The organism is Paenibacillus sp. S02, assembly GCF_019454065.1.
Classification (GTDB): domain Bacteria; phylum Bacillota; class Bacilli; order Paenibacillales; family Paenibacillaceae; genus Paenibacillus; species Paenibacillus polymyxa_B.
The window spans coordinates 816,494-836,282 of the sequence record NZ_CP073682.1; the positions used below are offsets into that span (position 1 = coordinate 816,494).

The 19,789-nt window shown below is 49.5% G+C and carries 17 protein-coding genes and 1 riboswitch; of the genes, 13 read left to right on the top strand and 4 right to left on the bottom strand.

All coding sequences use genetic code 11. From position 1 onward, the window contains the following. Nucleotides 1-3: 3 nt before the first annotated feature. The 4 genes from queG (at nt 4) to KAI36_RS03690 (ending at nt 3,770) form a co-directional block, all read left to right on the top strand. Nucleotides 4-1,752: a tRNA epoxyqueuosine(34) reductase QueG gene (gene queG / locus KAI36_RS03675; protein ID WP_220026985.1), complete on the top strand. Its 1,749-nt coding sequence runs from the start codon at nt 4-6 to the stop codon at nt 1,750-1,752. 105 nt (nt 1,753-1,857) lie between these two features. Next, nucleotides 1,858-2,112: a YneF family protein gene (locus KAI36_RS03680; RefSeq protein ID WP_013308742.1), complete on the top strand. Its 255-nt coding sequence runs from the start codon at nt 1,858-1,860 to the stop codon at nt 2,110-2,112. 54 nt (nt 2,113-2,166) lie between these two features. Beyond that, nucleotides 2,167-2,760: a GTP cyclohydrolase I FolE gene (gene folE, locus KAI36_RS03685; RefSeq protein WP_013308743.1), complete on the top strand. Its 594-nt coding sequence runs from the start codon at nt 2,167-2,169 to the stop codon at nt 2,758-2,760. 164 nt (nt 2,761-2,924) lie between these two features. Further along, entirely contained in the window at nt 2,925-3,770 is an 846-nt protein-coding gene (locus KAI36_RS03690; protein ID WP_220026986.1) for a lipoate--protein ligase family protein, read from the top strand. A 20-nt stretch (nt 3,771-3,790) separates the two neighbouring features. Here KAI36_RS03690 and KAI36_RS03695 read toward each other — a convergent pair whose 3' ends face one another. Both KAI36_RS03695 and KAI36_RS03700 read right to left on the bottom strand, forming a co-directional pair. After that, on the bottom strand, nt 3,791-5,170 hold the full coding sequence (locus KAI36_RS03695; protein WP_220026987.1) for a Fe-Mn family superoxide dismutase: 1,380 nt from the start codon (nt 5,168-5,170) through the stop codon (nt 3,791-3,793). Between the two features lie 252 nt (nt 5,171-5,422). Beyond that, nucleotides 5,423-6,460, bottom strand: coding sequence for an alpha/beta hydrolase (locus KAI36_RS03700; RefSeq protein ID WP_220026988.1), 1,038 nt, complete (start codon nt 6,458-6,460; stop codon nt 5,423-5,425). Between the two features lie 298 nt (nt 6,461-6,758). Here KAI36_RS03700 and KAI36_RS03705 point away from each other — a divergent pair, with 298 nt between their 5' ends. Both KAI36_RS03705 and thiC read left to right on the top strand, forming a co-directional pair. Next, nucleotides 6,759-7,502, top strand: a complete 744-nt coding sequence (locus KAI36_RS03705) for an IclR family transcriptional regulator (RefSeq protein ID WP_028541007.1) — start codon at nt 6,759-6,761, stop codon at nt 7,500-7,502. Between the two features lie 155 nt (nt 7,503-7,657). Continuing rightward, nucleotides 7,658-7,770, top strand: a riboswitch (TPP riboswitch). Between the two features lie 187 nt (nt 7,771-7,957). After that, nucleotides 7,958-9,802, top strand: coding sequence for a phosphomethylpyrimidine synthase ThiC (thiC, locus tag KAI36_RS03710; RefSeq protein WP_258382242.1), 1,845 nt, complete (start codon nt 7,958-7,960; stop codon nt 9,800-9,802). Nucleotides 9,803-9,925: 123 nt separating this feature from the next. Here the strand turns inward: thiC and KAI36_RS03715 are convergent, their stop codons facing one another. After that, complete coding sequence (locus KAI36_RS03715) at nt 9,926-10,078, bottom strand: hypothetical protein (RefSeq protein ID WP_010348453.1); 153 nt, start codon at nt 10,076-10,078, stop codon at nt 9,926-9,928. A 506-nt stretch (nt 10,079-10,584) separates the two neighbouring features. On the opposite strand from KAI36_RS03715, the gene KAI36_RS03720 reads away from it, so the two are divergent. Then, nucleotides 10,585-11,421, top strand: a complete 837-nt coding sequence (locus KAI36_RS03720) for a YitT family protein (RefSeq protein WP_023987004.1) — start codon at nt 10,585-10,587, stop codon at nt 11,419-11,421. 173 nt (nt 11,422-11,594) lie between these two features. Here the strand turns inward: KAI36_RS03720 and acnA are convergent, their stop codons facing one another. Beyond that, nucleotides 11,595-14,306: an aconitate hydratase AcnA gene (gene acnA, locus KAI36_RS03725; RefSeq protein WP_220026989.1), complete on the bottom strand. Its 2,712-nt coding sequence runs from the start codon at nt 14,304-14,306 to the stop codon at nt 11,595-11,597. 420 nt (nt 14,307-14,726) lie between these two features. Between acnA and KAI36_RS03730 the strand changes: the two genes are divergently transcribed. From KAI36_RS03730 to KAI36_RS03755, 6 genes are all read left to right on the top strand, one after another. Further along, on the top strand, nt 14,727-15,722 hold the full coding sequence (locus KAI36_RS03730; protein ID WP_220026990.1) for an amidase domain-containing protein: 996 nt from the start codon (nt 14,727-14,729) through the stop codon (nt 15,720-15,722). Between the two features lie 73 nt (nt 15,723-15,795). After that, the gene (locus KAI36_RS03735; RefSeq protein ID WP_025722150.1) at nt 15,796-16,884 is read left to right on the top strand and encodes a D-alanine--D-alanine ligase; all 1,089 of its coding nucleotides are present in this window, start codon (nt 15,796-15,798) and stop codon (nt 16,882-16,884) included. 101 nt (nt 16,885-16,985) lie between these two features. Next, entirely contained in the window at nt 16,986-17,309 is a 324-nt protein-coding gene (locus tag KAI36_RS03740; protein ID WP_023987008.1) for a hypothetical protein, read from the top strand. 138 nt (nt 17,310-17,447) lie between these two features. Further along, on the top strand, nt 17,448-18,449 hold the full coding sequence (gene uvsE, locus KAI36_RS03745; protein ID WP_220026991.1) for a UV DNA damage repair endonuclease UvsE: 1,002 nt from the start codon (nt 17,448-17,450) through the stop codon (nt 18,447-18,449). 174 nt (nt 18,450-18,623) lie between these two features. Further along, a complete protein-coding gene (locus KAI36_RS03750) occupies nt 18,624-19,490 on the top strand; it encodes an inositol monophosphatase family protein (RefSeq protein ID WP_023987010.1) in 867 nt (288 codons plus the stop codon). A 37-nt stretch (nt 19,491-19,527) separates the two neighbouring features. After that, nucleotides 19,528-19,770, top strand: a complete 243-nt coding sequence (locus tag KAI36_RS03755) for a hypothetical protein (RefSeq protein ID WP_076293115.1) — start codon at nt 19,528-19,530, stop codon at nt 19,768-19,770. The last annotated feature ends 19 nt before the right edge of the window (nt 19,771-19,789 follow it).

The following is a 19,789-nucleotide window of genomic DNA, read 5'->3' on the forward strand; positions in this document are numbered from 1 at the left end:
CGGATGCAACGCGGATTGACTCAGGCGGCTGCCGGAACCGCTTCGACTTGGGCTTCGCTCAAGCAGGAAATTATTGAGGCAGCCCCAGGGCTGGGTATCGACTCCATCGGGTTCGCATCCGCCGACCCCTTTCTGTCTCTGAAAGCTATATTGGAAGAGCATCGTGCGAAAGGCTATGAATCCGGCTTTGAAGAGCCAGATATTGATAAGCGGATCTACCCGGAGCTGTATGGCTCACAGCCTGCATCTCTGATTGCTATTGCGGTGGCGTACCCTTCCAAAATGAAGGACCCGCCGAAGTCGGACAAGGGGAAGTACCGTGGTATTTTGGCACGTTCAGCCTGGGGGAAAGATTATCATCTGGTACTACGCGAAGCGATGGAAAAGCTTGAGGCTTTTATAAGTGAGCGGGTACCTGATGCCATATTGAAAAACATGGTGGATACCGGAGAATTGTCGGATCGAGCCGTTGCGGAACGCGCAGGGATTGGCTTTAGCGGCAAAAATACGATGATGATTTCACCGACGCTGGGATCATGGATTTATCTAGGTGAGCTGTTGACGAACATTCCTTTCCAGCCAGATGAACCGGTAACGGATGGTTGCGGCGAGTGTACCAAATGTTTGGATGCCTGTCCTACGGGCGCGCTTGTGGGTCCTGGACAGCTGAATGCCCAGCGGTGTGTGTCCTTTTTGACGCAAACGAAGGGCTTTCTGGATGAGGAGTTTATGCGGAAGATAGGGAATCGGCTGTACGGATGTGATACCTGCCAAATGGTATGCCCCAAAAATCGGGGTCTCAACTGGGATCACCATCCCGAGCTTACACCCGATCCTGAAATTGTGAAGCCGTTGCTGCTGCCGTTATTGGATTTGAGCAACCGTGAATTCAAAGACCGATTTGGACAAAGTGCGGCGGCTTGGCGAGGGAAGAAGCCCATTCAACGCAATGCAGTCATTGGACTGGGCAATTTCAAAGATATCAGCGCAGTGCCCAAGTTAACGGAGGTTTTATTGAATGATCCGCGTCCCGAGCTGCGAGGCACGGCGGCATGGGCTTTGAGTCGAATAGGAGGGGAAAATGCTATGACAGCGATCAAGCAAGCATCAGAGAAGGAACAACATGAGCAAGTACGCGAAATGATCGCGCAAGCGCATTCCAAACTAGAGGAACAAGAGCAGGCAGAACAGCAAAAGGCGTCTGAATTACCAAAATCAGAAGTAACGGCCGGGGATTCACAGGGTCCAACCACCATTTATTATGATGAGATGGAGACACCTGTGGGCACGTTGACGCTGTGCGCTACGGATCGGGGGCTGTGCCGAATAGACTATGGCGTTTTTCATGCGAAGGAAGCATTGCTTCAGCAATGGGCTCGCACATGGATTGGGGAATATGTCTATGTGCAGGAGCCGGAAAAACTGCGCGAAGCCGCAGACCAATTGCGTGAATATTTTGCGGGAGAACGACGGGAATTCAGTATAGCCTATGATTTGAGAGGCACTCCTTTTCAAGAGCAGGTATGGCGTGCACTGCAAAATATTCCGTACGGGCAAAGTGTGTCCTACAAAGATATTGCGGAATCGATCGGACGAGCCAAGGCGGTACGTGCTGTGGGTGGAGCCAATAACAAAAATCCGTTACCCATCCTGTTTCCATGTCACCGGGTATCGGGTGCAAACGGAAGTTTGGTCGGTTATGCTGGAGGCTTACCAGTCAAGACGAAGCTGCTGGATTTGGAGAAACAATAAGGACATATGTTTGCAAAAAGTGATTTGCTAGCTGTCCCATGTTTTGCTATGATAGGTTCGTGCAATTCAAGATGTTTCATATAAATATACAGAGGTGACGACTTCGTGGTGTGGAATATTGTCATTCCGATTATTACCCTGATTGCTGGTTTGGTTGGGGGATTTTTCATCGGTGCTTATTATCTTCGTAAACAGCTTGAAAAGATGCAAAACGACCCTGAAACGCTGCAAAAAATGGCCAAACAGATGGGTTACAACTTGAATGGGAAACAAATGCAAAAAGCCCAGCAGATGATGAAGAACCAACAGTTCTCCAAAAATCAGCCTGGTCCGCGTAAAAATCAGGGCCGTCGGAAATAATGAGCAACGAGAGCACGGATGCCGCATGAGGTTGCTGCATAGAGGAGGATTACTGTGGCTGGCGTAAAAGATTATATTAACCGCAAAGCTGCGGATAACCGGGATAAAATCGAGTACCATGTGGAGCAGATTTTACAACTGATCGGTGAGGACCCCAAGCGTGAAGGGTTGTTGGAAACACCGGCACGCGTTGCGCGCATGTATGAGGAAATATTTGCGGGTTATGAGGTTGATCCCCGGGATGCGTTGGGTGTGACATTTGACGAGAATCACGAGGAGCTTGTGATCGTAAAGGACATCGTCTATTACAGCCAGTGTGAGCACCATATGGCTCCTTTCTTCGGAAAAGTGCATATCGGCTATGTACCCAGCGGCAAAATTGTAGGACTGAGCAAGCTTGCACGTCTGGTAGAGGCAGTGACCCGCCGATTGCAGGTACAGGAGCGTATTACATCACAGATCGCTGATATTTTAAATGAAGCGGTCTCCGCTCACGGGGTTATGGTGGTCGTGGAAGGCGAGCACCTGTGCATGTGTGCAAGAGGTGTCAAAAAGCCTGGCAGCAAAACGGTAACGTCTGCAGTACGCGGTACGTTTCGTGATGATGCAGCGCAGCGCGCAGAGTTTTTGTCGCTGCTCAAGGATTGATCGAACATCGCAAGACGTTTATGTGATGAACAAAAAAAGGGTGGTTTACGCATAGGCGTAGCCACCTTTTTTTGTTAACATCAGAAATAGAGACGACGGGATAGCTGCCTTAAAATTACGATTTGCCTATGGATAACAGTTATTTTTAAGATAGGGGATAACGTATGGAGAATGTACATAGATCAACAGAAAAAACAACAGCTTTGCCTGAGTTGCAGTGGTTTGAAACGCCACTCGCGGCCACTCAGGAGGATGTTTTGTCTCCGCTGGCTTGGGAGGAGCTGGCCTGTCGGCAAGTAGGGAAAGGAGCTGCACCCATTTTGCATCTATGGCGGCATCCGTCAGCGCTTGTGATCGGTCACCGGGACCGCAGGCTTCCCTACGCCCCACAGGCGATGGAGCGAGTGCGCAACGCGGGAACCTCGGTATGCGTACGCCCTTCGGGTGGAGCAGCTGTCATGCTGGACAGGGGGGTACTGAACCTGTCCTTGATCCTGCCGAATCCACAGCGGGCCATCAGCCTGCATGAAGATTTTCGGCTCATGGCAGCGCTAATTGCCGATGCGCTGGTTCCGTGGTCTGGCGAGGCGCAGACCGGAGAAATCCTCGGGTCCTTCTGTCCCGGGGATTACGATGTCAGCGTCCGGGGCCGCAAGTTTTGCGGCATTGCACAGCGGCGCCAAGCCAAGGCGTATATCATCACAGCCTTCGTGATGATTGAGGGCAGCGGTGCAGAGCGTGCACAGGCGGTGCAGCAGTTCTATACAGAGGCAGCCGGGGACACGTCGGCAGGCGTGCAGCAGCAGGATTACCCCCGGGTGAATCCAGCAACGATGGGTAGCCTGACAGAGCTGGCTGGCGTGCCGTCTGTTGAGGCGTACACGGCATCTCTGCGTCGTGTCGTCGAGAGCCAGGCAGCCATTTTACCTGCCGATGGCTGGCTGGTACACCCGGAAGGATTGACCGAACAAATAGCAGCGCTCAGAGAGCGATACGATTTGCAGGTGTAGTCTTTCTTTAGCTTAGAAGCTTAGAAGGGTTGCCATCTCAGTTTGGAGGCTTGTGTATAGCGCTCTGCAACCTCCGGCCAGTTAACGACATGCCACCAATCCTCAATGTATTTGTTGCGCTCGTTTTGATGCTTTAAGTAATATGCATGTTCCCATACATCTATCGCCAGCAGCGGAATGGACTCCCATTGAGTCAGATTCTGGTGCTTTTCGGCCTGCAAAATTTCAAGCCGTCCCGCGCGTGGACTCCATACCAGGATAGCCCAGCCGCCACCCTCGACCTTTTCGGCTGCCGAACTGAATTGCTTTTTGAATGCATCGTAGCTGCCAAAATCCTTTTTAATCTGTTCAGCCAGCGGTCCGCTTGGGTTTCCACCGCCTTGAGGACTCATGATCGTCCAAAAAAGAGTATGCAGATAATGGCCTGCGCCGTTAAATGCCAGTTCACGTTCCCAATGTTTTACGAGGTCAAAATCACCTGTTTTTCGGGCTTCTTCCAGCTTCTTTTCCGCTTTATTCAGGTCATTCACGTAGCTCAAATGATGCTTATCATGGTGAATACGCATCGTTTTCTCATCAATATACGGTTCAAGCGCATTATAGGGGTAAGGGAGCGGCGGTAGCCGATGTCCCCCAATAGGAACCGACCGGCCGGGTGAGGATTTTTCCGTTGCCGAAGGTTGTGCCTGGCTGGACTTGACGCCTTTAGTCGTCCATGCGCCTTCTCCCCTTATGCCTGCCTGCCGTTCTCGAAACGCTTCCTCTGGGTAATTCTCACCCTCTGCCGCTACATGATACAACCTAGCAGCCCTTGCGATGGAGCCAGGTTCTTGAAAGGGGGTTGTCGAGATCAGGAAATATTGGCTTTCATGTGCCGCGTGTAATACAACTCCGGCGGATTTTGGCTGCTGACGCAATGCATGACTGTGCTCGCTCAGCAGACCGAGCTGTCGTACATACTCCTGTGACTGACGGTTTGCGGTTTGCAACAAATCGTCCAGTCGACGATTTAATTCTTGTGAGTCAGGCTGAGAGTTTAAGGCTGACTCTGACAATGGCATCTTTACAGATGATGTTGCGTCTAATCCCCTTGACTGTTTTGAATGTTCAGTGAATTCGTGTGTATGTGCTTGTGGAGCAGCCGACATCTGTTTCCATTCCTGATGCCACGCCTGATCTGCCGGATCGAGTGCGCTCCGTTGCTCTTCTAGCAACTCTATGGCGGTGCGTTCCGTCTGTTCGAATACAGTCCGCCAATCATCCAGCAGCCGTACATAAGTAGGCTCCAGTCCCTCGGTAGCGGATTTAATTACTTCCACATGCCAACTTTCCTGCTGCTTCCAATGCCGAATTTCCTCCAGCACACGTAAGGGCAGGAAAGACCCATAAGTACTCAGCATCGTTTTTTACCTCCCGTATCCTACTATGGCTATCCGGCGGATCTGGCAGATCTGCCCTGGATGCATACGTACCCAGTATATTCGCTGTCCCATCGGGAATATGTCTATGAACTCCCTTAATCTGGTCACATCTGTTACGTAGAACAATGAATAACCATGGAAAACGAAAAAGAAGCCCAGCTACGGCACGGGTTAAGTGTCCATAGACAGGCTTCTTTCAGACGAAGAATAGAATACAGTTCTTCGAAAAATTTACTTCGTAGTCGTTTGTTTGTGGGCATCAGCGACGGTTTTCTTGTCCTCCAGCTCCTGTACACTGCTTAGAAACGTCGATACCCGTCGCAAATATTCACGAGGGTGCTCTCTGAAAATAAGCTCATGTATCCCGTTTTTAACAATCCATACACTGGAAAGTGGGTTGGTTTGATTGGCAGCGAGCTTTTCCGCAATAGGATAAGGAGCTTTTTCATCCTGTGTACCATGCACAAACATGATCGGGAACGGATAGTTTTCCTTTTTAACCTCCTGATATGGAATCTGATGCAAGCTGGTGCCGTTCAATACTGGAAACAGCAACTCCAGAATTTCCAAAGACGGATGTCTTGGCAGATTAATTTGATTGTGAATGTTATGGTACAGCGTATCCGGTTCCAGCAGGAAAGTGCTGTCCAAAATCATTGCGTCCACATCCTTGGTTTGCAAGCCTGCCTGAAGAGCGGTTCCTGCCCCCATAGAGAAGCCCCATACGATAATTTCCGACGAGCCGCGTTGCTTCGCAAGCTGAATTGCCCCGAGAAGCTGTTGGGATTCCGCTTTGCCTCCGGTCGCGACTGCTTTGCTGTTTTGTGACGCGAATCCATAATCGAACATCACCACATTAAAGTTCAAACTGTGGGCATAATGCGCCAGATCATACATGGGAATCCAGCTTTCTTCGCGGTTAGCTCCATAACCATGGCTGAAAATAATCGTTTTCCGCGATTGATCTGCCGGGATATACCAGCCTTGTACCATGCGGCTACCATCCTTGGCAGGGAAGCTGACTTCCTCATAAGGCATGCTTTTGGCCTGCATCGGATTAGAGTACAGCGGTGCAACGGTGGGATTCGTAAGTACCCATGCGATGTAAGCATGCAAGGCAATAAAACAAAACAACAGAAAAAAGACGACCGACAGCAGCAGAGCAATCACAACGTGCTTGAACCGCAGCAGACGGGGATTAGAGAGTGGGGTGGACGGCTCCTGAACAGCGGTCTGTAGCTGAGAGTTGCGCTGGGATGTCGAAATCATGTAAGAGCCTCCTTATACAAAATTGATCTTCATTTCATAGAATATAGGTATAATTCCACTTGAAAATGATAGTGTAGATCCGTATAGATACCTATTATCGTATGATGGGGATTATCCAAAGTCAACGCCTGAACCGGAAAAGTAAAAATGATGCAAAGAATTGTCGATGTTTGTTCTCGTTCTGTAATATGGTTGTCACAAAAACATCGGTTTACAGTAGCCGCGACTATTCTATATAATTTATGTAACCATGTTTCATAGTGTGAAACGAATATGGATACAAGAGGAGCGGTTCACGATGGAAGACCGTAAATTAACCGTTCGCGCTGTAGAGCGTGCACTTGATATACTGCTGTGTTTTACCGCAGATTCGGATCTTGGCCTGACGGAGATTGCCTCCAAAATTGGTCTACATAAAAGCACGGTTCATCGGCTGCTGACTACGTTGGAGGATCGGGGCTTTGTCGTTCGGAATGCCGAAACGGAAAAATATCGACTTGGCTTCCGCATTTGGGAGCTATCCACGCATTTGTCCCAAAGTGACGAGCCGGCGGTGTTGTTACAGCCTGCAATGGAAGGACTACGTGACCGTTTGGGCGAGACGGTCAGCTTGTACTTACGGGACGGCAGCATGCGTATTCGCATACAAGCCGTGCAGAGCAATCAAGCGATCCGCAGAGTTGCGCCTGTAGGTGCGCGTATGCCGCTGGCTGTAGGGGCCTCCAGCAAGGTGCTGGCAGCCTTTATGCCGCCGCAGGAGCTGGAAGCCCTGCTAAGCGGGGATGAATGGCCGCTCTCGGTAGACCCGGAGGTCTATAAAGCCCAGCTACAGGACATTCGCGAGAAGGGCTATGCGACCAGCTATGAAGAACGGGAGCCAGGGGCTGCTGCTGTGGCTGCGCCAATTGTAAACCGGAAGGGACAGGTCACTGCGGCTTTATCTGTATCCGGTCCGGTCAGTCGGCTTGCACCCGAGACGCTACATGACTTTGCTCCGATTTTGATTGAAGCGGCGAAGGAAATGGGGCTTATGCTTCCGTAACAAGAATGAACACAGTTGAAGCAAGCAGAGTGATTTGATGGGGAGCGTCTCCTTGGTAAAGGGAACCTAGAAGGGTTGCCAAAGCCATAAATTTAAAGTAGTCTGGTAAGGATGGCGGGATGTCTGTTATAGCCGCCTCATGTGAATAGAAGTATCACAGTTACTGGGGGAGCCTGTAATGCCGGGCTGAGATGGAATCGTGCAAGATTCCGGACCCTTTGCACCTGATCTGGATCATACCAGCGTAGGGAAGTAATCGGCCATTGAAATGTATACGCGGCTGCTGTCTACGGTGACGCATTGGAATAGGATTATTCCACATGCGTACTGTCTGGATAGCTGCCTCGTTAGATTAGCCGGTTCCCTGGGGAACCGGCTTTTTTGCATAGATCAGCGCCACCCTGGGAATGGTTCCGGATCGGTGTGTCATTTCATCGAAACGGGAGGAATGGACAATGAAGCCGACAGAAGCAGAAGGAACAAAAGGAACAGAATTGAAATCAACAGAAGTAAGATTGGTAGGAACAAAAGAAGTTGAGGTAGAGAAGACAAACGGGGAGCAAGCCAATGGGATAACGCCCTTTCCAGGGAGCCGTAAGGTATATATTCAAGGCTCGCGGCCGGACATTGCCGTGCCAGAGCGCGAAATTGCTCTTCATCCTACACATACGCCGCAGGGCACGGAGCATCATGAGCCATTGCGTGTATATGATACAAGCGGTCCCATGACTGACGAAGCCTATCAGGTCGATATTCGTCAGGGCCTGCCTCCATTACGGCGAGCTTGGGCACTGGAACGGGGCGATGTGGAGGCTTATGAGGGACGCGCCGTCAAGCCGGAGGATAATGGACTGAAACCTGGCTCCAAACGGGAGACAGTTGAATTTCCCGGCGTGACCAACCGTCCGCTTCGTGCTTCGCAAGGTCGTACAGTGACACAAATACATTATGCGCGGCAAGGGATCATTACGCCCGAAATGGAATTCGCGGCGATCCGCGAAGGGGTGGAGCCTGAGTTTGTACAGCAGGAGTTGGCGGCTGGACGAGCCATTTTGCCTTCGAATATCAATCACCCGGAAAGTGAGCCCATGGTCATTGGGCGTCATTTTCACGTGAAGATCAATGCGAACATTGGCAATTCTGCGGTTACCTCCTCCATCGAGGAGGAAGTGGAGAAAATGACCTGGGCTGTGCGTTGGGGCTCGGATACAGTTATGGACCTGTCCACAGGCCGTAATATCCATACAACACGTGAATGGATCATTCGAAATTCTCCTGTACCGATTGGGACTGTGCCGCTGTATCAGGCACTTGAAAAGGTGAACGGCGAAGCAGAAGCGCTGACGTGGGAGCTGTATCGCGATACGCTGATTGAGCAGGCGGAGCAGGGAGTGGACTATTTTACAATTCATGCGGGTGTATTGCTGCGGTATATACCGATGACGGCGAATAGAATGACGGGAATTGTATCCCGTGGCGGGTCGATCATGGCAGCCTGGTGCCTTGCGCACCATCAGGAGAATTTTTTGTATACACATTTTGAAGAAATCTGCGAAATTATGAAAGCTTATGATGTGGCCTTTTCTCTCGGGGATGGTCTACGTCCGGGTAGTATCTATGATGCAAATGATGAAGCACAGTTTGCAGAGCTGGAAACGTTGGGCGAGCTAACGCAAATCGCCTGGAAGCATGATGTTCAGGTCATGATTGAAGGGCCAGGACATGTCCCTATGCATAAAATCAAAGAGAATGTGGATTTACAAATGGAGATTTGTAAGGAAGCTCCTTTCTATACCTTGGGACCGCTCACGACGGATATTGCCCCCGGATATGATCATATTACTTCAGCCATCGGGGCGGCGATGATCGGTTGGTTCGGGACGTCCATGCTGTGCTATGTTACGCCTAAGGAGCATTTGGGTCTGCCCAATAAGGATGATGTCCGCGAGGGTGTCATTACCTACAAAATTGCGGCACATGCTGCCGATCTGGCGAAGGGTCATCCACGGGCGCAGCAGCGGGATGATGCTTTGTCCAAGGCACGCTTTGAGTTCCGCTGGCGGGACCAGTTCAATCTGTCGCTTGATCCCGAGCGGGCCTTGTCCTACCATGATGAAACGCTACCGGCAGAGGGCGCCAAGGAAGCACATTTTTGCTCGATGTGTGGTCCCAAATTTTGTAGTATGCGTATCACGCAGGACATTCGCGCCTATGCAGCGGATAAGGGGCTGAACACTCAAGAAGCAGTAGCTGCCGGGATGCGTGAGAAGGCAGAGCAGTATCGGGATGGAGGTCAGTAAAACGAACGTGTGAGTTTAGGAGCAAATGAATTAAAAAAAGCCGTGGTTCTCTACAGTCGATGTAGGGAACTACGGCTTGTTAGCTTATGTAAAGCGGGATCATGTAACCGGATAAACGGCGCCTTATTTTTTACCCATTTTTTCATTCAAAATGTCCTGAAAGCTGAGCTTCTTCTCCGAGCTATCTTCTTTCTTCTGCATACTCACCGCGTTGGCACGTTGGTATTGGTGGTGAAAGGGCATCAGGGTGTGGACGGTTAAGTTCATTGTATTCATGTAGGTCATTCCTCCAATTCCATATTGTCAAATTCAGATTGAGTTGCTTAGGACGTCTGTATAGGACTATTTGTATGTACTTGATGTCGTAATGCTATGTAGGTTGCTTGGTAATGTTTCAATCATTATACCCACATTTTTTCAAAGTAAAACGCTTTTGACATAAAACAGGAAGATGGTCATATGTGTCCAAAATGTCGATTAGGAGGATGGTCGTTTTAGAGGAAAATGTGCCTAGGTCTAAAACAAGGGCTAGAGGCCCGTTTTCTTAGTTTAGTAGTCGGGATTGTGTTTTTTTGTCGAATAACCTTGTAAAAGGAGAATTTTGCGAAATCCAAGTCAGGATTGAGGCAGTCTGGTGGCGAATTAAAGTGTCAAAGTTGTATTGACTTTATGTTTGGTAGTAGATACCATGAACTGGTTGTCAGCGTATTTTGACAACAAGAGTCAGCCAATCCATCTGGCGATTCATCCTTTGAAATGTTAGAGAAAGGATTAGAGTATATATGAAAAAAAGTATTGCAGATATCGCATTTATTATTCTGGGTGCGTTTTTTTTCGCGCTAGCTGTTAATCTGTTTGTGATCCCGAATGAGTTTGGTGAGGGGGGCGTTACAGGGGTCACGATCATCCTGTACTACCTGTTTCAGTGGTCTCCCTCGATCGTTAATCTGGTGATTAATGGCTTGCTGTTGATTGTCGGATATAAATTTTTGGACAAGAGAACGACCCTGTACACTATAATTGCGGTCGCTTTTAACTCGCTGTTTTTACATTTAACGGTCAACTGGCGGATTGATTCGCATGAGCCGACGATTAATGCTGTATTTGCCGGAGTTTTGGTGGGGGTCGGCATTGGCTTAATTGTACGGGTAGGTGGCACTACGGCGGGAACGGTCATTTTAGCCCGAATTGCCAACAAGTATCTGGATTGGAATATCAGCTATGGCCTGCTGTTTTTTGATTTGATTGTCGCGTTCTCTTCCTATTTTATTATTGGTCCAGAAAAATTGATGCTAACTATCGTTATTTTGTACGTTGGTACGAAGGTGATGGACTTCATGATCGAAGGGCTAAACCCCAAAAAAGCGGTCATGATCATTTCGGAGCACCAAGATAAAATTGCCGAGATGGTTATCACGAAAATGGATCGTGGAGTTACTGTCCTGTCAGGCCACGGCTATTACACTAAAAATCCAAAAGAAGTGCTGTATATCGTCATTAGTAAACAAGAGGTGTCAGCGCTTAAAAAGATAGTGAAAGCCATCGACACAGCAGCATTTATCACCATTCATGACGTGCGGGACGTGTTCGGAGAGGGCTTTTTGGATATTTCGAAGTAATTCGCGTGCGAAGGTAAGGTTATAGGAGAATATAATTTGGAAGCCGGTCCTGAGAGGATCGGCTTTTTTTGTCCTGTTTTTTACTTTATATAGGTTCTCATACAGATAAAAAAATACCCCCGATCCGCAGATAAATCTGCACTCGGGAGTTCTGTACATATGATGTTACATTATTAAGCTTGAATCATTTGACGCAATACGGTTTGCAGAATACCACCGTTGTGGTAGTAGTCGATATCGACAGTGCTGTCCAGACGGGCAATTACCGGGAATTCGAACTTCGTGCCATCCTCGCGTTTAGCCACAACCGTAAGCTCTTGACCCGGCTTCACGTCATTGTCGATGCCAAGAATGTCAAACGTTTCACGACCGTTCAGACCCAGGCTGGACCAGCCATAGCCTTCCTGGAATTGCAGAGGTAGCACGCCCATGCCGACCAGGTTACTGCGGTGAATCCGCTCGAAGCTTTCCGCAATGACAGCCTTAACGCCCAACAAAAGCGTACCTTTGGCCGCCCAGTCACGGGAGCTGCCTGTGCCGTATTCCTTACCAGCAATGACGATCAGGTTCTGATCGGCTGCCTGATATTTCATGGATGCATCATAGATGGACATTTCCTCATCCGTTGGCAAGTATTTGGTCACGCCGCCCTCAGTGCCTGGAGCCACATTGTTGCGGATACGGATGTTGGCGAATGTACCGCGCATCATGACCTCGTGGTTACCGCGACGGGAGCCGTAGGAGTTGAAGTCCTTGCGTTCCACGCCATGCTCCTTCAAGTACAGTCCTGCCGGGCTGGAAGGTGCAATGTTGCCTGCTGGTGAGATATGGTCCGTTGTGACCGAATCATTCAACAGGGCAAGCACACGGGCATTACGGATTTCCTTGATATCCTGCACGCCATCCTGAAGTTTTTCAAAGAATGGTGGATTTTGAATATAAGTTGATTTTTCATCCCATTCATACAGTTCGCCTTCAGGAACCGGAATGGAGTTCCATTTTTCGTTAGCAGTAAATACATTCTCATATTTACGACGGAACATATCTGGGCTGAGAGACAGGCTGATGGCTTCCTTGATCTCCTCGGAGGTTGGCCAGATATCTTTCAGGTAGACAGGCTGATTGTCCTGATCGTAACCGAGCGGATCATTCACCAAATCAATGTTCACTGTGCCTGCCAGCGCATAAGCGACAACCAGTGGCGGTGAGCCGAGATAATTGGCTTTGACCTGCGCATGCACACGACCTTCAAAGTTCCGGTTGCCGGAAATGACTGCGCCAACCGTCAAATCATTGTCTGTGATGGCTTGACTCACTTCGTCAGGAAGTGGGCCGGAGTTACCGATACAGGTTGCGCAGCCGTAGCCTGCTACATGGAAGCCGAGGGCTTCGAGCGGTCCGATTAATCCGGCTTTTTGTAGGTATTCCGTCACGACGAGGGAGCCTGGTGTCAAGCTTGTTTTAACATAGCCTGGCTTTTTGAGCCCGCGCTGCACTGCTTTTTTGGCCAGCAAGCCCGCACCGAGCATAACGCTTGGATTGGAGGTATTCGTGCAGCTTGTGATAGCTGCAATAACGACTGCTCCTGTACCCAACTCGCTGGTGGAGCCGTCCGGATGGGTCAGCGGAATCTTCTGTGCGATTTTTTCATCGCTCAGTCCATAGCCGCCCTTGTCCACTGGAGTACGGATAATGCCTTCAAACGTTTCTTTCATGCGGCTAAGCTCAACACGGTCCTGCGGACGTTTGGGTCCGGCGAGACTTGGTACAACCGAAGCTAGATCCAGTTCAATCGTATCGCTGAACACAGGGTCCGGCGTATCGGATGTGCGGAACATGCCTTGGGCTTTGTAATATTCCTCTACGAGGCTTACTTGCTCATCAGAACGTCCGGTGCTGCGCAGGTAGGCCAGCGTTTCCGCATCGACCGGGAAGAAGCCAATCGTTGCGCCGTATTCCGGTGCCATGTTGGCAACCGTCGCACGGTCAGCCAAGCTGATGTTAGCCAGACCAGGCCCGTAAAATTCTACGAATTTGCCGACTACGCCTTTTTTACGCAGCATTTGCGTTACAGTGAGCGCGAGATCGGTAGCGGTAGAGCCTTCCGTCAGACTGCCTGTCAGCTTGAAGCCAATCACATCGGGAGTGACAAAATACAGCGGTTGCCCCAGCATGCCCGCCTCTGCCTCAATCCCGCCGACACCCCAGCCAACAACACCAAGGCCGTTAATCATTGTGGTATGGGAGTCTGTTCCCACGAGGGAATCCGGGAAGACGACCGTTTCGCCGTCAATGGTTTTGGTGGCGGCCACGGAGGCGAGATACTCCAGATTGACCTGATGGACGATACCGGTGGATGGCGGAACGGCGCGGAAGTTGTTGAATGCCGTTTGCGCCCAACGCAGAAAACGGTACCGCTCCTCGTTGCGTTCAAACTCCACATTAATATTGTAATCCAGCGCATCACTGGTACCGAAAGCATCGACCATGACCGAATGGTCGATAACGAGATCGACAGGAACGAGTGGATTGATTTGTTTCGGATCACCGCCCGCTTTTTTCACCGTATCACGCATGGCAGCCAAATCGACAACCACCGGGACGCCAGTAAAATCCTGAAGCACGATGCGTGCAGGAATGAATGGAATCTCCTTGTTGGTGTCCCGATCCTCAGCCCAGCCTGTCAGCTGCTGTACATGTTCTTCTGTAATGGCGCGTCCGTCAAATTGGCGAACCGCAGCTTCCAACAACACTTTAATGGAGAAAGGCAGCTTGGCAATACCGCTCTTTCCTTGTTCCTCTAGTGCCTTAAGACTGTAGTAGCGATAAGGCTTACCGTTAACTTCGAGACTACGGGCAATGGAGAATTGATCTTTTCCTGACATAAGTATTACCTCCTTGAAGTGGATGCTTGGGGGAAAATAGGGATGTCGTTTTTTCGACGTCTTGCACAGTTGGTTTAAATTGGTTGCGTTCTCAATTACATCTTCAGTGGTTCATTACGTGTTAGAGGTTGTGATGAATACAATTTGTTTCATTAGATGAAACGTGATTTCAAAATGATTGCTTTTGGATTAAGTATACCGTTTTCAGGCAGTTCCGTAAAGTTTTTTTGGCCTAAAAGATGTGTTGCAGATTGGAAAATAAAACGTTCCGCTCCCTCGCGTTTCGATGTTCATACCAAGCTTTAGAGATTCATACTTATAGATAGAGAGCATATCAGACCAGAGATGCAAGAAAGGAAGTTATACATCATTCCGGTTATCCCCGGAAAAGGATAGCGGGACGAATATGGAGGGATAGGGATGGGGGAGCGGGAATGGAAACAGGCCCTTTTTGCTTACGTGAATCAATACAATCGCAGTGAGGTGAATGGTGTACCGCAGCCGGATGAGTATCTGGAGGTGGGTCAGCGGATGGAACGAGCAGCACGTGCGGCCAGATTGGACCAGTGGTACAACGAACGGGATGCTGTTCCCCTACGCAGCGAGACACGCGCCAAGCCGCTACGAATGGTGCAGGATACCCCGGATGAGGCTGTGGTAGATGTACAACTGCATGTCCGACTCTTTTATGAGAAGGGTGGGATGACTCACCGGGAGGATCGGATTGAACGGGAGCGTCTGACGTTCACACGAGAGGGTGAAGCCTGGCAGGTAGCAAGAATTGAGCGCGATCCGGCAGAAAGGAAGCCAGCGGGGGGAGAGGTTCCTTTTGAACAGGCTTCGTTTAATCAAGGAGGAAATCTGCCACTGTTGAATCGCGGTGTGCTGGGCTTTGGTTCATCAGCACGTCCCAGCCGATATCGCCGCGAAGAAGCAGCGGCCTATGCAGATCAATGGTGGGATAGCTTCAATCCGGAGTTTGAAGGTTTTGATGTGGATTGCACCAATTATATCTCGCAATGCCTCTTTGCAGGGGGGGCACCGATCCACTATACTGGTAAAAGAGAATCGGGCTGGTGGTATAAAGGACGGGTTGCCGGACGTGAGCTGTGGAGCTACAGTTGGGCAGTTTCCAACAGTCTGGAGCGGTATTTGGGCTCCAGTTCATGGGGGTTGACTGCTGAGCAGGTGAGTCGCCCAGAGCAGCTCATGCTGGGGGACGTCATTTTTTACGATTGGGATGGTGACGGAACCTTCCAGCACAGCACGGTGGTAACGGCCTTTGATGCGGGCGGCATGCCGCTAGTCAATGCACATACGGTAAGCTCCAGACATCGTTATTGGGACTATAAAAATTCGTATGCGTGGACCGACAACACGGTATATCGCTTTTATCACATCGCCGACTATTTTTAAATGAGATGATGAATAACAGGTACAGTGATGCAAATCAGTCACAATGACGAAAGCAGGAAAGCGGAGGATAGGCATGGCAAATCAAAAATTGACCGTAGGGCTGGTGTACGGTGGCAAATCGGGCGAACATGAGGTTTCGCTGCAAACGGCGTATGCCGTAATGAACGCTTTTAACTATGAGAAATACGAGATTATTCCTTTTTATATTACGAAGGCTGGCGATTGGCGTAGAGGGGCGCTATTAAGCGCTCCTCTGGCTTCTGTAGAGCAATTGAAGCTGGAACGGGCAGAGGGCGGCACCAAGGCGGCATTAGATACGTTGTTCGGCAAGCTGTACGGAGAGCAGTCGCTGGATGTGCTGTTTCCGTTGCTGCACGGCACCTTTGGCGAGGACGGAACGATTCAGGGTCTGTTCGAAATGGCGGATATGCCATATGTCGGTGCAGGAGTGCTGGCTTCGGCAGCAGGTATGGATAAAGGCGTCATGAAGAAGCTGTTTGAGCATGCAGGATTGCCGCAAGTGAAATACTGTTATTTTAATAGTACACAGTGGGCCCAAACCAGTCATGATCTGGTACGTAACATGGAAACCGAGCTAGGTTATCCTTGCTTTGTCAAACCAGCCAATCTGGGATCAAGTGTCGGTATTTCCAAAGCCAGCAACCGAGAAGAACTGGAAAAGGCTGTAGATCTGGCTTTGCAATTTGACCTGAAGGTGATTGTCGAGGAGTATGTCGATGCCCGTGAGATTGAGGTCAGCGTACTTGGCAATGACGAGCCGATTGCCTCTGTACCGGGTGAAATTGTATCGTCGAGTGATTATTACGATTACGCTGCCAAATATACAGATGGCCAATCGGAAATGCTTATTCCGGCACCGTTGGATGAGGAAGTGGCAGATCGTATTCGTGAAGCCGCATTGCAGGCATTCCGCGCTCTGGAAGGCTGCGGGATTTCCCGTGCCGATTTCTTCGTCAGACGCTCGGACGGACATATCCTTATTAATGAAGTGAATACAATGCCTGGTTTTACACCGTTCAGTATGTATCCATTACTGTGGAGAGAAACAGGCGTATCCTATGCAAGTCTGCTGGACCGCATGATTGCCCTTGCACTGGAGCGTTATGAGCGCAGGTCGGCACTGCACTACGAGAACTCATAAACGAAACAAAGGGGAGCTGATCACTCTCCTTTTTGTTCATATAAATGGCATATCTTTGAGCACAACACTAAACCCTTAATCATGAAAGGTGGCGGCTACACATGGGCTTTCAAACTGAATTTAACTCAGTGTGCAAATTCAAGAGCGAACAAGAACTTTACGAACTCCTGGAATACGGACGTGGCAAAATGGTTAAATCCGGGCTGCGCGTGTTTCCGACAGGCCAGAAGGTCATCGCTTACAGCGTGGATAACGTGGCAGTAGCCATCGTGCAGATTGTGGGCTGTATCGCCGAAATTAATTTCCAGGGCGATGAAGTGACCGAAGTTGAAATGATTCTCATTCGTAAGCTGAATGAAGAGGAAGCGAGAATTCAGACCGCATTGGCGGATGAAATGTTTTTTGGAGCACAGCAGCAATCCTAGCTGTTTCCTTCTTGCAATTTGTGCGATAACACCGAATCAGCAGGTGCTTTTCCGGGTATGATCAGTAGAAAAGGGTTTTAGGTCACAGAACGAAAGCGGCCTTACCATCTACTGCGACTGCTGAAAGGAAGACACCCTATGATAGTAAGGTTCGGTTATGTAGCCATGTCGGTCACTGTACAAAATGCATCCCCCTCTAAAACCATGACAATGGCCAGCTTTAACAAGATTGGAGACCGAGAAGCTGCGATCCGCAAGCTAGAACGGATAGCAGCCGAAAATCTCCATAATACGTTGAGGCTACTGCGCCATAATCGCGCGAGTGATGTCCAGGTCTATCGTTTCTCATCTAAGCTGATTCCGCTCGCGACCCATCAGGATCTGCGGGATTGGGACCCTTTTCAGGCGCTTGCTGCTGACTTTGCAGAGGTTGGGAACTATGTCAAGGCGAATAGGATGAGGGTATCGTTTCACCCCGATCATTTTACAGTGTTAAGCACTCCCCGCCCTGAGGTGTTGCAGAGCTCCATTAATGATCTGAAGTACCACAAAGCGATGCTGGAGGCCATGGGGCTCGGTGCCGAAGCCAAGAACAACATTCATATTGGTGGTGCATACGGAGATAAGGTGACCTCAGGTCAGCGTTTTGTAGAGCAGGTTAGTGCGCTGGATCTTTCGTTAAGAGAACGGTTAACGCTGGAAAATGATGATAAAACGTTCAATGCGGTGGAAACGCTGGAGGCTTGCAAATTGACGGGGTTGCCGATGGTTCTCGATATTCATCATCAATGGGTGAATAATGAGGGGGAAAAGCCGTGGGAGCTATGGCCGGATATTTTGGATACCTGGAAAGGGGATTTGGCCCAAGCGGGATCTTCTGCTGATTATCCATTGCCACCCAAAATCCATGCGTCCAGTCCCAAAAGTGAAAAAGATCCCCGGGGCCATGCGGACGGTGTTCTAGTGGAGCCGTTGCTTACCTTTTTGCGCAATATTGCCGGATATACGGATCGGATTGATGTCATGCTTGAAGCCAAGCTTAAGGATGAAGCGTTATTCGGATTGATGAATGAACTGTGCCTTCAGGAAGACAATGGGGTTAAAGTGCTGGATGGGGCTTCCGTAGAAATTATGCCTTAGAAAGTGGCATTTCGCGGATAAAGCTCCCATTTAGAGAAACTTTATGCAGTTTATTGTGTATACTAGAATGTGTAAACTAGCAAACTTGTACTGAAACAGAGATGGTTAAGAGACTGTGCTGTAGGGCAGATTCGTAAACCACGTAACAATGATATAGAAAGTAGAGTGAACACGTTGAACGAACATGAAAACGAAAAGGTTCCCTATATCGTATCAGGAAAAAGCTATACTGCCGTGGCTATCAACGCGGCATCCAAAGCCGGGGAATGGATTAAGAGCAGACTGGGAACTGTTGAACATTTGAATACCAAACAGTCTCCTACGGATCTAGTGACCGAGGTAGATAAAGGTGCAGAGCAGATGATTCGCAGACTGATTCTGACCCATTTTCCCGATCATGCCATTTTGGGTGAAGAGAGTGTAGAGCCGGGAGCCGAAGCTTCGGCTCGTGCATTAGAGGCTGCCCGTGAAGAGGAATATTTATGGATTATTGATCCGGTAGATGGCACTACCAATTTTGTACACAGTCTGCCGTATTACAGTGTGTCTATTGCCTTGGCTCATCGTGGAGAGGTGATTGTCGGGGTCATTTATGATCCGTCCCGTGATGAAATGTTTGTAGCGGAAAAAGGAAAAGGCGCGTATGTACATGGCAATCGCATGCAAGCATCGAGAGAAGAAACACTGGGAGATAGTCTGGTCTGCATCGGCTTCCCACCGGACCGTACGTATGCACAACCGCTAAATATGAAAATTACGCAGGTTCTTACACCTCAAGTACGTGGCATTCGGGCGCTGGGCTCGGCAGCATTGCATCTGGCTTATGTAGCGTCAGGACGGCTGTCGGCTTATTGCGAAATTGGTTTGAATGCGTGGGATGTAGCAGCGGGCGCTTTGCTGGTACAGGAATCAGGCGGTACCATCACCGATACATTGGGCAGACCTTATGACCTGAGTGTACGGCATATTGCAGCTACGAATACAGCTATTCATTCTCAACTTATTCAAGTGCTGAAAGAAGCAGACGCAACCGGGTTATAATTCTACGTAGACCATCATCCAGAAGGAGGAAATCGCGATGAGCCAATCCGAAGAATTGGAACGCCAGCTCAGTGAACTGCTGACGGAAGGCGAAATTCGTGAGAATGAGGCCAAAAAGCGGGAACGGCTCAGCCCTAAATATGAGGTGCGGGTTCAGACTCATATCGATCCCATTGTTGAGGAGACGCGTAAATACCGGAGTATGGCACGTGAACTTGATGACCGATACGACGAATATATGAGCAAGGCGGACAAATCGAAACCAACCGATCAACGCTAAGCAAATACAAATACCTCTT